11 protein-coding genes and 2 pseudogenes are annotated in these 12,914 nt (G+C 41.8%); 6 read left to right on the forward strand and 7 right to left on the reverse strand.

The window, feature by feature from the left end:
• Window positions 1-311: 311 nt before the first annotated feature.
• From DBZ36_RS07980 to DBZ36_RS08005, 6 genes and pseudogenes are all read right to left on the reverse strand, one after another.
• The gene (locus DBZ36_RS07980; RefSeq protein ID WP_120354371.1) at window positions 312-872 is read right to left on the reverse strand and encodes a CDP-alcohol phosphatidyltransferase family protein; all 561 of its coding nucleotides are present in this window, start codon (window positions 870-872) and stop codon (window positions 312-314) included.
• Entirely contained in the window at window positions 869-1,579 is a 711-nt protein-coding gene (locus DBZ36_RS07985) for a phosphatidate cytidylyltransferase (RefSeq protein WP_158589048.1), read from the reverse strand. Before DBZ36_RS07985 ends, DBZ36_RS07980 begins: the two co-directional genes overlap by 4 nt.
• A gap of 285 nt (window positions 1,580-1,864) precedes the next feature.
• Window positions 1,865-2,861: pseudogene (locus DBZ36_RS07990) on the reverse strand (transposase).
• Between the two features lie 353 nt (window positions 2,862-3,214).
• Window positions 3,215-4,201 carry a hypothetical protein gene (locus DBZ36_RS07995; protein WP_120354373.1) on the reverse strand — a complete coding sequence of 329 codons (987 nt, stop codon included), beginning with the start codon at window positions 4,199-4,201 and terminating at the stop codon, window positions 3,215-3,217.
• Between the two features lie 257 nt (window positions 4,202-4,458).
• A complete protein-coding gene (locus DBZ36_RS08000; protein ID WP_120354374.1) occupies window positions 4,459-5,061 on the reverse strand; it encodes a DUF5384 family protein in 603 nt (200 codons plus the stop codon).
• Window positions 5,062-5,105: 44 nt separating this feature from the next.
• On the reverse strand, window positions 5,106-5,684 hold the full coding sequence (locus DBZ36_RS08005; protein ID WP_120354375.1) for a glycine zipper 2TM domain-containing protein: 579 nt from the start codon (window positions 5,682-5,684) through the stop codon (window positions 5,106-5,108).
• A 253-nt stretch (window positions 5,685-5,937) separates the two neighbouring features.
• Between DBZ36_RS08005 and DBZ36_RS20685 the strand changes: the two are divergent.
• The 6 genes and pseudogenes from DBZ36_RS20685 to DBZ36_RS08040 all read left to right on the forward strand — a co-directional run bounded on the left by DBZ36_RS20685 (window position 5,938) and on the right by DBZ36_RS08040 (window position 11,542).
• Window positions 5,938-6,675 (forward strand): annotated as a pseudogene (locus tag DBZ36_RS20685) (magnesium transporter CorA family protein).
• Window positions 6,676-6,834: 159 nt separating this feature from the next.
• Window positions 6,835-7,650, forward strand: coding sequence for a hypothetical protein (locus tag DBZ36_RS08020; protein ID WP_120354378.1), 816 nt, complete (start codon window positions 6,835-6,837; stop codon window positions 7,648-7,650).
• Window positions 7,651-7,672: 22 nt separating this feature from the next.
• The gene (locus tag DBZ36_RS08025; protein ID WP_120354379.1) at window positions 7,673-8,158 is read left to right on the forward strand and encodes a hypothetical protein; all 486 of its coding nucleotides are present in this window, start codon (window positions 7,673-7,675) and stop codon (window positions 8,156-8,158) included.
• A 367-nt stretch (window positions 8,159-8,525) separates the two neighbouring features.
• Window positions 8,526-9,512 (forward strand): TRAP transporter substrate-binding protein, encoded by a 987-nt coding sequence (locus DBZ36_RS08030; RefSeq protein WP_120354380.1) that lies wholly within the window; start codon window positions 8,526-8,528, stop codon window positions 9,510-9,512.
• A 211-nt stretch (window positions 9,513-9,723) separates the two neighbouring features.
• Window positions 9,724-10,251, forward strand: coding sequence for a TRAP transporter small permease (locus tag DBZ36_RS08035; protein WP_120354381.1), 528 nt, complete (start codon window positions 9,724-9,726; stop codon window positions 10,249-10,251).
• Window positions 10,252-10,255: 4 nt separating this feature from the next.
• Window positions 10,256-11,542, forward strand: a complete 1,287-nt coding sequence (locus tag DBZ36_RS08040; RefSeq protein ID WP_120354382.1) for a TRAP transporter large permease — start codon at window positions 10,256-10,258, stop codon at window positions 11,540-11,542.
• 76 nt (window positions 11,543-11,618) lie between these two features.
• On the opposite strand, the gene DBZ36_RS08045 is transcribed toward DBZ36_RS08040, so the two are convergent.
• Window positions 11,619-12,725 carry a phosphoribosylaminoimidazolesuccinocarboxamide synthase gene (locus DBZ36_RS08045; RefSeq protein WP_120354383.1) on the reverse strand — a complete coding sequence of 369 codons (1,107 nt, stop codon included), beginning with the start codon at window positions 12,723-12,725 and terminating at the stop codon, window positions 11,619-11,621.
• Window positions 12,726-12,914: the final 189 nt, after the last annotated feature.

Consider the following 12,914-nt stretch of genomic DNA (forward strand, 5'->3'; position numbering starts at 1 on the left):
GCATCTATCGGAAAAATGCCTGTGAATTTGAGCCGTAGTCCCCAACCCATTCGCGAGCTTGGTCAAAACTACGCCCACTTACCGCATATTATCCACACAAGAAAGCACGACGTAGACAGCGGAAAATACAATGGTAGTAAGGCGTATCCGATAAACTAACTTGCTCCGTACGTGGCCTTGGCATCACAGAACCATTATTGATGAAGTAGGCATTTAAGCCTAGACCATCATCCCGTGAGTGCCACTATTATTGGGGTTTTGTTATTTCCTATTGCTATGGAATTTGGATGTATCCACTCTTAACAGTTACATTATAAACAACTGTGACCTGACTCTATCCCCCCTCTACGTTGCTTTTCATCTAACACGCTTATAATGTAATAAAATGACTCCGTTAAACCAGAAATTAATGCCACATATAGAATCCAATGCGTTATATCCCATGATAAATACATCGATAAAATCAAAACGCTTTGACAATAGAATGTTATTTTACCTGTTACATGATTTACCGAATAAACCCAAATGTTTAGAATAGATTTGCTAACAAGAAATCGAAGTAAGTAACTCAAAGAAAATAATGAAATGAGTAACAGGGAAAACCCGTTTAAACTGTCAGGTAAGAAAACAAATAGGCCCACAGCGCCAGTAAGGTAGCTACAGGAATCGCCCAGGATATCTAACTTAGAACCCAATTCAGACTGGGCATCTAGTTTTCGCGCAAGAAATCCATCTAGAAAGTCTGTCAATTGCATCGAAATGAGAGTAATAAAGAAAAGTTCATTTTTTCCATTTAATGCGAGATAGATTCCGGCAGGCATCATAAAAAAACGGAAGCTAGAAACTATATTTGGAAAATCCTTAGTTGTCATATTTTAACCCCCATCATGTAAAAAGGAGCAGCGATGGCGGAAGCTACAATTAGACTATCAAACCGATCTAAAAAACCACCATGGAATGGTATAAACTCACTAAAATCCTTCACGGAAGATTTCCGTTTTAAATATGACGCTAATAAATCCCCAGCTAGAGCAGCAATTGCTATTGTTGTGATCATCAAAACCCCAAGGATGTTCACATCCATCTGCCTAAGAAATAAATACCCTATCATTACACTAAAATACCCGCCTAAAAACCCCTCCCACGATTTGTTTGGGCTAATATTTTCCGCGATAGCATTTTTACCAAAAGCTTTACCAAATAATTCACTAAAACCATCTAGAGCGAGCACTAAACACAATACTATTGTTGCATCATAAGTAGCGCTTATATAACCAAAATATACGAAAAAACACGACAATATCATGAAGAAAGAGATCGAAGAAATTTTCATACTATTTGTCAAATCTAATGCAAGTATTTCAATTAAACCAACTAGGCAAATAAACAGGCAAATCAAAAAGTATAAATCTGAATAAATGGAAGCAATAAACATCACTAGTGACATCAAAAGATAGACTGAATATTTTCCTCGCATAGTAAGCTTAACTTCTTTAGTGCCATCTTTACTCAAAAACCAAACACCAACGCCACCTAATGCAAATAAAAAAATAAACCTTAACCACAATTTTTCTTCCATAGCATAAAAATCCCTATTTAATTTTGACTGTCGACCTAGATTTATTATTAAGACAGCCATAATAAGTTAAACGCATTATTATTATTAACAAGCATTATCTAAACAGCCATAATAATTTGATACATCACTACCTCAAACATAATCATCCTTTTCGACTCCGGTTACCCACGCTCTTTACAACAAAATTGTTAGTTCTAGTGAATTTAGTCGCTTTTGCTAAATCACAGACAGCACCAAGCCAACCTATGTGAGTAGGTGCAAGATGAACATCCAATATAGAGGAAGTTAAGCGCTGTTAAGTAGCCGTTTGGCTGCGCCCATGCCATGCAGGCGTTGGTGTTTATGCTCTCTTTTGTAGAGCAACATACTCGCGCAATTACCAACCACCCCGCCGAACTGCTGCTCTAAGCCTGTCGTAAGCGTAAGCCAACTGTTTTGGTCGATGTTTAAACGGGCTAAGATTGGGCTAAGGTTAGCACTAATATACCCGCGCTTATCCTGACGGATAGCTCTGCCGGTTAAATCAACGAGGGTTAGATAGTCTTTAAGCTCAAATGGCAGGCCTTTGGGCATGTTATTACGAGGGTTACCCACGAACGGATATAAAGCTTTAGGCTTTAGGCTGCTTAGCTTGTTTGGCCTGTTTGATTCGCTGTTTTACACTGGTGTGGTCAGAGCTTTCTGGTTTGTCAGCTATTTTCGCGCGTACCGGGTTTAAATCGACGTAAGCCATACAGGCCGTAAGCGCGGCTTCATCAAGTAAGGCTTGGGATTTGAACCGACCTTCCCAAAATCGCCCGGTACATTGGTCTTCTTGGTTGGCTTCGCGAGCGATATATTCGTTCAAATGGCGCATAAACCAACTTAAATCGAACAGTCGTTGGCGATAGATTTCGGCAGTATCACTCACGGCCTGCAGTTGCACAGCATCAAGCTCTGATTGTAAAGTTGGATTAAGGTAGCGCTGAGTTAACAGGGTGCCTTTGTGTAAGCGATGCCAACGCTGCAGAACTTCGTCCATCGACCATTGCTGAGCTTTCTGTTGATCCACATGCAACACCAAATGGGTGTGGTTGCTCATCACCGCATAAGCACAAACATCTATAGAAAATATGTCAGCGAGTTTAAGTAGGTAATCCTCAACCCATTGCCGTCGGTGCTCAAAGCTGCGCCCACTTACTTCGTCTTCACCACACAAGAAAGCACGACGCACACAGCGCGAGATACAGTGGTAATAGGGCGTATCCGATAAACTAACTTGCTCCTTACGTGGCCTTGGCATCATAGAACTCTTATTGATGGAATAGTCACTTAATCCTAGACCATCATCCCACGAGTGCCACTATTATGGATGTCTTGTTAATTCTTCTTCCTATTATGGGTGTCTTGTTAATTCTTGGCATCTCAGAACTATTATTGATGAAGTAATCATTTAAGCTTAGATCATCTTCCAACGAGTGCTACTATTATGGGGGGCTTGGTATTTTTCGTTTTAGGGCAAAACCTTCTCAGAGCGAAAGACAAGCGACGACAAACGACGACAAAAAGCATTGAAAAGTTTCAAAATTTATTGTCATTGTTCTAGTCTTTATTGTCGAGTTCCTATCTTTGAGGGCCTTGCAGCATCCATCGACTTTAGTTGCGCTGACTATCCTGGACCTGCTTTTGGTATTCAGAGTTCATATAAACACTCATGAACGCTTCTAATTCTAGGATTTCTGATGTCAGCTCTTTAGGTGCTTGATTAATGTACACCAAAAACAACTGGGAACATCCATGTAGTAAGCTAGAGTTAATAGGCGAAGTACTGGTAATTGTTCTGCAAGGGATTAATAGTTGCTGGGCTGAACCAAGTTCTATTCGTTTTTCTAGCGATTGCATGTAGTTCGCGATTTGACTCATTTCTTGTTGGTTGTGTCTAAATGGCGCTTTCGGTAGGTTGATATTAAGGCTTTGAGAACCTTTGTTGCTTGGATCTACCGAAGCAGATCCAGTCGAGGGCTGTAGCGATCTTTTTGTGCCCATTGGTTTGTATTGTGCCAATACTTTTTGAGCGCCTTCGATAATAGGTGTTGCTACTTTTTGTTTGGTGGATTCAAAGTTATAGCCACTATTCTTAGGAGTGCTTTCAATTACGGCCTTATTGAAGCTTTGCCAAGTCTTGTACATGCCACTTTGCATCACAAAATCACGCAAAATAGGGTTTTCACAATTTTTTGCGGATAACGAATAGCTAATCGAAGCTTCGACATTTACGCGATGTTGATGGGTAACTTCATTGAAACGACGGTGAGCTTCTTGGCAAAAAGCCAGCGAAATATAAGCTCTTTCTAGGTCGTTGTACATTTTGTTGTACTGTGGATGGTCGAGGTTTTTGGCTAGATGGTTTTGAATACCGCTCATATGTTTTACTACTTCGTCGTTTTGGCGATTAAGAAACAAACGTAGTTGTCTGTAGTCATCCGGTTTGTTTTTAATGAAAAGTCCTACAGCACTGTTTAGGTATTGGGCGCGCATTATTTGAGTTGCGGATTCTATAGTTGCTCTCGCAGAATAGATTGCAGTGCAAGATAGAGTGACAGCTATTAGCATGTTAGTAATGATGGAGCGTGTATTTTCCATTGCAGAATATCCTCGAACGTTGAAATTACTCTTGCCAGTTCTGTATATTATTAATCAAGGATAGCTTACAAATGACTCTACGATTAAAACTAACTAGTGGACTTCTCAGATTTTGGACTTTCCAGCTTTCACTAGACAGCTTAATAATGAGAAAATGTAACTCTAAATCTCAATTGATGAATCTTTCTGATAGATCTAACTAAAGCATTTTGGGGCAAAAATGAGTTACCCACCAACCGCCATCCATGGCTCTACCACTACCAGTTTTCTTTCACTTTATTATCAACCTGAATATTAATCTCGGTTGGGTTTTTGGCCTCTTCAATTAAGGCGTCCCCTACTTTGCTTTTCAGTTGATTGTCTCCGGCTGCGTTGGCTTTGCGAATATCAATCTCGGCTTGTTTGGCACTAACTGCTGTTTCCGCCAATTGAACATCGGTGTCGATGAAGTCGTCAGCTCGATTAACCCGGGCGCTGCTCATGGCTTTCTTCTCGTCCAAGGCCATGCGGCGTTCTTCAAGCTCAAGTTCGAACAAGCGGTCTTCCATTGTTAGCTTGCGATTTTTATCCGATAAGGCCTCTGCGTCGAGCTTTTGTTGTTGCATTTGCTGTTGTTGTTGCGCTGCCAGTTTACGACGCGCTTCTTTTTCTGCGGCAGCCTTAGCTTGCTTGCGCTGCTGCGCCAGCTTGTTGTTTTCGGCTTCAAGTGCGCGTTGGCGTTTGGCCTCGGCGGCGTTGCTTAATCGAAGCACTTCAGCTTTCTCTTGCTGGTGAATGGCACCCAGTTGTGATTCTAAGTTGGCAGCTGCGTTAAACGAAAGCATATAGGCAATGGCTGCAAGCCCTAGTTTATTTGTCATCTACGCGACTCCTATTTCTAATTTAATCCCAAGATAAAGTCTGCTTACGATGCGCTATCGCTAGCTAAACAAGCGTTGTTAGGCTGAATACGGGTTTCGTTACGTACCGTTGTAACCAACAGCGCAACCCCATTTTTAAACTCACACATGGCGCCTACTTGCGCAGAAATGAAGGTCTTTTTGTGTTTTACGGTTTCAACTGCGCGTTTGCCATCCACAACGGTTTCAATGTCTTCGATAACTTCTTGGCGGTAGGTAAGCTGCACCCCATCGACCATGGTGGTGTCTTCTACCGTTGAGCCAATCGCAGAGCCAACCCCTGCACCGGCAACTCCACCGGCTGCCGTGCCATAACGTGAATTAGACTCACTACCGGCAGCAGCCCCAACTAGCGCACCAATGATGGCGCCAGCCATTTGTGCATTTTCTTTGTTGGCACTGTTATCAACCGCAACCTTGGCCGGCAAAATGGCTACAATTTCAATGGTTTTAGCTTCAACCTGGGTATTGATTGCATCAACGTTGTAGGAGTCAGCACGATGCTGTTCGCCGGTTGCAGCGCAGCCGCTGAGGCCAAGCACAATAGCGCCAGTTATGAATGTGGTACGGATGGATGTTTGCACGGTGTGTCGCCTTTATTCGCAAGATTAATATTGCGTACAAAGTAAGCGTAAGCCCGCTTTTGAGCAAATAATTATGGGCTTGTTCTATTCGATTGTTTGATAGGTTATAAGTTGACAGATGCTAAGCGATCCCATATGGCGTAAGTATTTACACAGCTCATGACATCGCTGTGCTTAGCCTTTGAGCAGCGCTACGGCATCAAACCATAGCGCTGCTTATTTTATGCAGATTCGGGACTATTGATAATGGCTAATGAGCCATCAACATGGGTGTCACGTTGCGGGTACGCCACGACAATTTTGTTTACTTCAAATAGCGATGTTTGTAGGAACCAATATATTAATAACGCGCCATGCACAAAACTCAATGTCTATCGATGCCTTATTTACTAACGAAGGTAAAAAACACTTACTAAAGAGTCCAATGACACTCGCATTACGCATTTTTCATTATAGCTGCGGTATATATTTACAAAATGTATTCGAATTTGAAGACAAACTAGAAAATTTAGAAGATACCTTCCAAAGTGGCGGCAACGACAAAATGATGCAAGAAATTACTTTGTATCGTTCGCGGCTTACTAAGTTGAAACGTACCTTTAATTACCACAGCAATATAGGGGCTTAACTTAAAACACTAGTTGAAGATGAAACATCTATCATAAATCAAGCGGAACTTCATACTGTTATTGATGTTCATGAAAGGATAGAACGCCTTCTCAGTCTTTCGCAAATGCATTATGATATTTGCAGCGATTTAGTAAATGGTTATCTTTCAGTGACTTCGCATCAGCTTAATGCCACTATGCGGGTACTAACAGTGATCACGGCCATTTTTATTCCATTAGGATTTTTAGCCGGTCTTTATGGCATGAATTTCGAATATATACCTGAGTTAAAGCTTACACATGGTTATTTCTACCTGCTTGGCTTTATGTCTATACTCGCGTTAGGTTTAATAGGCTTATTCAAAAAAATCCGCTGGTTGTAGATTAAATATTAGTTGTATCTAATAATAAAATTCAGAAATATAAGTAGCGTGCCCATTTGGAACGCTATTTTTTTGGTTTAAAAATATAGTGTTTTGACATGGCTTGCTTTAATAGATTTACGTAAATTAAGGCTTTAATTACTTAAGGATAAGTATCATATGATTACCAATCGGCTAGCTTATGTTAGCAGAAAAATATGCCTAACAATTTTATTATTATGCCTACCAACAACGAGCATTGCTGCTGAATCAAGTAAAGTATTCCATAGTGTATCGCTCGATTACGATGCTCGTCTTATCGTGGTACCTTTTAGTGAAGAAACCGACAATAATCACTACATCATTAGTTTCGATGGTCTTGAAAAATACTTACCCATGCAAACTGGCTTATATGAGAAACAACGAATCGATAATAGCCAAGAATACCAATACCAGTTAATCGATACGCCGCTTACACATCTTCGAAGCAATCAAGGTGGAACCCTCATCGATAGCAACTGGATCGACACTTATCGTGTCTATCTTCCTGATGGCCTAAAGTTTGACGTGGTCTACGCTGGCGAAGCAGACATAGTTAAAGCGCGTAATATTCGAGCGTCCTATGCTTTAGAGCAAGGACAGTTTGAAAGTAAAATAGCAGCCAAGCGCGAAGTGGCCAAAGCACAACTCGCTTTTGAAGAACAATGCCAACACAGTGTTGAAATTAATCTCAACTGGAAACAATTTGCTGACGCCGGCCAAAAGGCATTGCCAGGACAATTTGCTAAATCTTTGTTAGCGTTGCAGCAGATTTGCGCTATTGACGCCGACTATAAAGAGGCAATCCAAGATATCAGTAAAATCAGTGTGCTAGCTCAAACTCAAGGCCAAGCACAAAGCATTGAGCTTAACGCAAATCAACTTACCTTTAAGCTAGTGGCTAATGCCGCCAACGTGCAACTAGCAAGCTTCCACCATATTCTAGATTTACTATAGAACTCCAAATAAGGACATTTGAATGAAACTCAAAGTAATTGCTTTAGTCGTGCTTCAGCTTACAGCAAGCTACGCATATGCTGGTGTTAAAGACAAAAAAGCGATACGTGGCGCTGATGAAGTGCTCATTGAAAATGTAGCCAAAACCCAAGCTGCCTGTGGTAACGCTGTTTTAGAAACAACCAGTGACTGGGCTTCTTTTGAAGCGATGATAGAATCAAACGCCGACGTTCTCGCAGATAAAAAATATCAAACCCAGTGGATCTATAGCCAAGCTGGCGAACGTAACGCAGCTGTACTTGAAGCTTTAGCTAAGGTTTGTGCTGATGATGCGGATTACAAAGAAGAGATAGCAAATCTCAGCCAAGTAATCTTTGTTTCCAAAGCCGACTTCACCGATACATGGTCAGATCTTAGCCTCGAAGGCAACACTTTAACGGTTAACGTTGGCCACTATATGACGCGTCGCAGCGACGACTACATTAGCAAAATCAAAGCACTATACTAGCACTAGTAATCTTAGGCTCCCATGATTGGGAGTCATGTCTTCGATAAACTCCCCTCCTCCATTTAGCCCTTTTTTTGTTGTGCCAGAATGCTGATATTTATATGTGCATTTACTAATTCATAATTTATTTAATCATACAATACTGAGAACTGGTTCAAGTTTTTAAAGGCTCGTTGCTGAATGCTACATCTTTGTAAGCACTATGTAGCGCGGATCTCATTTCTTTGATGAATTTTTCACCTTTGCTTGACCTAGCCACGCGCAATTACCATATTGTATTGTAAATACACATGGTACTGATGTTGTGTTTAAGATTGACGGGCTAAGAGAAACGTCGTTATTGCTATAGATACTCAAAGGATTGAAAATGAAATCGTTTAAAAAATCATTGTTAACACTAAGCGCGGTCGCCCTTGCAATGGCAAGTGCCGCATCAGTAAATGCAACCGAGTGGAAAGGTTGGAACATTCATAAAGCTGGCTACCCAAATACCGTTGGTATGGATAAATTTGCCGAGCTAGTTGCTGAAAAATCTGGTGGCGACTTCACGATTAAAATGTTCCATGCTGGTGTACTAGGTAGCCAACCTGATGCCATTGAGCAAGTTCGTATCGGTGGTTTAGAAATTGCCAACTTCAGCCTAGGACCTATCGGCCCTATCGTACCTGAAGCAAACGTGCTTTCGCTTCCATTCGTATTCAAAGATGTAGACCACATGCACCGTGCTATGGACGGAGCTGTTGGCGATACTATTAATGCAGGCATGGAGAAAAAAGGTTTAATCAGCTTAGCTTGGTACGATGCTGGTGCACGTTCTTTTTATAACTCTAAAAAGCCAATCATGCAGCCAAGCGACCTTGAAGGCATGAAAGTTCGCGTAATGAACAACGAGCTTTATTCTGGAATGATTAGCTCTTTAGGCGGAAACCCATCACCTATTGCTTATGCAGAAGTATTCCAAGCTCTAAAAACCGGCGTTGTTGATGGTGCTGAAAACGGTTGGCCTGAATATGAGTCAATGGGTCACTTTGAAGTCGCTGGATATTATTCATTATCTCAGCATTTGATCATTCCACAGTGTTTATGTGTGAATGCAAAAATGTACCGAGCGCTTTCAGAAGAAGACCAAGCGATGCTTAAAGAAGCAGCCGTGGAGTCCGCAGCAGTACAACGTGACCTTTGGAAAGCACGCGAACTATCTAGCCGCGCAATTGTTGAGAAAGCCGGTAATAAAATCAACGAAATTCCAAACAAAGCCGAGTTCCAAGCAGCAATGCAGCCGGTATACACTAAGTACCTTGGTGATAACCCAGAACTTAAGCCTTTGGTTGAGTTAATTCAAAGCACGAACTAGAAACATATAAAGTAACACGCCGCTGCCCTCGCAGCGGCCTTTTAGTTTAAGCATTACAATCAGCATTTACATTTTGTTTTTGTTTCGGGCAATCCACATACCGTTTGTAAGACTGTAGCCGCGTAGTTTGCAGCTTAGGTAAATGAACTATTTAAGATGATTGTTTGAACTTATGGCTACGCTGTAAATGATTTGCTATGGATGGTTTTCGATGTCTCAGCAACACATACCACAACGCTCCAAATATGATACCTTTTTAGACGGTTTAGCCAGTTTTAGCATGGCGATTGCCGGCTCCGCACTGGTGGTATTAACCGCTACTTTTGGTTGGTTGGTATTTGGCCGTTATATACTAAATTCAACCCCGACCTGGGTTGAGCAGTCCGCTTTACTGCTAGTCGTATTGATCGGATTTTTGGGTGCCAGCGTTGGTATTCATCGCCAGACTCACCTTGGTGTTTCGTTTTTTAGAGACCGAAGCCCAGTTTGGCTACAACATATTTTTGATCTTATTTCACAACTCTCACTTGGTATTTTTGGCTACGTGATGATGGTCAATTCCTACGAGTTGATGTTGTTTAAATGGGGGTCTGATATTCCTTTACTTGGCATTCCTGAAGGCGTGCGCGCCATTCCAATTATGCTTTGCGGTGGCTTAACCATGCTTTATTCAATTGGGCATCTTATCCATCTTCTTCAATTCATTGTTTCTTCAAACAAAACAGACGTAAAGGGATAGTTTCATGGGTTTGTTTTTACTTATGGCAGTATTTGCCATCGGCGTTGTTATTGGTACCCCAGTTGCGTTTGCCTTGGGCATTGCAGCAGTATCCGCGTTCGCCTATGAGGGTTTACCACTTCTAATTGCCTTCCAACGGATTATTGCGGGAATTAGTGTTTTTTCACTGCTTGCTATCCCATTCTTTATTTTTGCTGGTGAGTTAATGTTTCACGGTGGGATCGCGGTGCGCCTCGTGCGCTTCGCATCTTCTGCTGTTGGCGCTGTTCGCGGCGGCTTAGGCATTGTGAATGTCATGTCTTCGATGCTGTTTGGTGGTATCTCAGGCTCAGCAGTGGCTGATATTTCAGCGCTAGGTTCAATTTTGATCCCAGTAATGAAAAAGAAAGGTTACGACGAAGATTACGCGGTAAACGTAACGGTTACCTCTTCTATTGCAGGGATCATGATCCCGCCAAGTCATAACATGATTCTGTATGCAGTTGCAGCAGGTGGGGGTATATCGATAACCCAGCTATTTATGGCAGGTGTTGTTCCCGGCGTAATGATGTGCTTAATTTTAGCGCTCACCGCCTACTTGGTAGCCGTTAAACGTGGTTACACCGCCGAAAAATTCCCTGGGTTTTACGCGTTGTTTGTTCACTTCATAGTTGCTTTGCCTGGATTAATGACAGCGGTGATTATTGTTGGTGGCGTACTCTCTGGTGTTTTCACTGTCACAGAGTCTGGAGCCTTTGGTACTATTTACGCCATTGTAGTCACAGTGTTTGTCTATCGCGCTTTAACTTGGGAAAAGTTTAAACTTGCGGTACTCAACTCGGTGAAAACCACGGCAATGGTCATGGTATTGATAGCCTGTGCGGCAGCCTTTGCCTACATGCTCACCTATTATCAAGTACCAAGTTTGATGATCGAATTTTTAACCGGGATTTCAGATAATCCTATCGTTATTATTTTGTTGATCAATCTCATGTTGCTAACTCTGGGTATGGTTATGGATATGGCAGCATTAATTCTTATCTGTACGCCGATATTCCTACCGGTTGCTCAAAGTATTGGGATTGACCCGCTACAGTTTGGCATGATCTTAATGATGAACTTAGGCCTAGGTTTGTGTACACCTCCGGTTGGGGCTTGTTTATTTGTGGGTTGCGCCGTAGGTAATGTGCCCATGGAAAAAGCAGTTAAGACTATATGGCCATTCTACGCTGCTATCTTAGTTGCGCTAATGCTAACCACATTTTGGCCTGCGGTTTCACTTACCCTACCCAATTACATTGCTGGGTTGTAAAGGTTTAATCACCATAAAAAAACGCGCTATTAAGCGCGTTTTTTTGTATCTAAGCCGCAGCCACTAACACTACGAACTACTTTACAATCAAACCATACTCTTTATCGAGGATATCGATAACATCTTGACGAGGAGTGTCGCTGATCTCAATTTTGCGACCGGTAATTTTTTCAGCAATACCAGTGTATACCCGTGATACTTCCATCAGTACCGATTCTGGTAATAGATTGTCAGCGGCAAGTGCTTGACGCTCTTGCATACGGTCTTTATTCAACAAAATATCTGGATCTGGGAAATGGTTTAGCAGCAACTGGCGGAAACTCTCTTTCGAGTTTTCAACCACTTTACCGTTACGGTATTGTTCGCCATCCCAAATACGTGATGAATCAGGCGTACCCACTTCATCCATATAAATGAGTTTCTCTTGGCCCTTAGCGTCTTCTACGTAACCAAATTCGAATTTGGTATCAACGAACACCTGGTCAATTTTCGCTAACTCGTTGTGAATGACATTAAAGCCTTCTGTTAACAAACGCTCATACACGGCGATGTCTTCAGTGCTTCTAAAGTTAAACGCGGCAAAATTATTAGCAATGTCGTCACGACTGATGTTTACATCGTCAACAGCAGGAACGCCAGGAATACCCTCTAAGATACCTTTAGTTGAAGGTGTCATGAGTAGCTCAGGTAGTTTTTGATCTTTTTGCAGACCTTCGCTTAGCTCAATACCGCAGAAGTTACGTTCGCCTTTACTGTACGAGCGCCACATAGAACCGGTGATATATTGACGACATATCGCTTCAATCATGACTGGTTTAGCTTTTTGTACAATCCAAACCAGAGGATGAGGAATATCAAGAATATGACTATCAGCCAAACCTTGTTGTTTGAAGCATTCAAACCAATGGTTTGAAATCGCATTGAGTGCTGCACCTTTACCAGGTACGCCCCGCATGCCACCCTCTCCTTGCCAAATACAATCGAAGGCAGAAATTCGGTCGCTAATTACCATTATTGCCAGTGGTGCATCTGCTGCCACATCATAGCCGCGCTCTTGTATCAAGCGTTTACTATCTTCAGCATTCAACCAATAAACAGAACGAACTTTACCACTATGAACTGCACCATCAGTACGAATTGGCAGGTCATCATTAACCGCTAAAACCTTATCGGCAAGACTCATCTTCAAACATCCCTCGTTGCTTTAGAAAATTGCTGTCGGATATTATCAGAACTAATTCGCTTAATCAGCACTTGTGATCTGGATCGCCTGAAAAATGTCCTAATAGCACGATAAAAACCGATAATTCTGGCTTTATGTATTACAAATAACTAAGATTATACGATTGTTTAGTAATCGAACGATAATCAC

Source organism: Alginatibacterium sediminis, from assembly GCF_003610775.1.
Lineage (GTDB): Bacteria > Pseudomonadota > Gammaproteobacteria > Enterobacterales > Celerinatantimonadaceae > Alginatibacterium > Alginatibacterium sediminis.

What these genes read in the sequence shown, in the direction of transcription:
- DBZ36_RS08000 (WP_120354374.1), bottom strand. Translation starts at nt 5,061, where the DNA reads ATGACAAATAAACTAGGGCTTGCAGCCATTGCCTATATGCTTTCGTTT.
- DBZ36_RS08035 (WP_120354381.1), top strand. Translation starts at nt 9,724, where the DNA reads ATGTCTCAGCAACACATACCACAACGCTCCAAATATGATACCTTTTTA.
- DBZ36_RS08020 (WP_120354378.1), top strand. Translation starts at nt 6,835, where the DNA reads ATGATTACCAATCGGCTAGCTTATGTTAGCAGAAAAATATGCCTAACA.
- DBZ36_RS07980 (WP_120354371.1), bottom strand. Translation starts at nt 872, where the DNA reads ATGACAACTAAGGATTTTCCAAATATAGTTTCTAGCTTCCGTTTTTTT.
- DBZ36_RS07985 (WP_158589048.1), bottom strand. Translation starts at nt 1,579, where the DNA reads ATGGAAGAAAAATTGTGGTTAAGGTTTATTTTTTTATTTGCATTAGGT.
- DBZ36_RS08040 (WP_120354382.1), top strand. Translation starts at nt 10,256, where the DNA reads ATGGGTTTGTTTTTACTTATGGCAGTATTTGCCATCGGCGTTGTTATT.
- DBZ36_RS08045 (WP_120354383.1), bottom strand. Translation starts at nt 12,725, where the DNA reads ATGAGTCTTGCCGATAAGGTTTTAGCGGTTAATGATGACCTGCCAATT.
- DBZ36_RS08025 (WP_120354379.1), top strand. Translation starts at nt 7,673, where the DNA reads ATGAAACTCAAAGTAATTGCTTTAGTCGTGCTTCAGCTTACAGCAAGC.
- DBZ36_RS08030 (WP_120354380.1), top strand. Translation starts at nt 8,526, where the DNA reads ATGAAATCGTTTAAAAAATCATTGTTAACACTAAGCGCGGTCGCCCTT.
- DBZ36_RS07995 (WP_120354373.1), bottom strand. Translation starts at nt 4,201, where the DNA reads ATGGAAAATACACGCTCCATCATTACTAACATGCTAATAGCTGTCACT.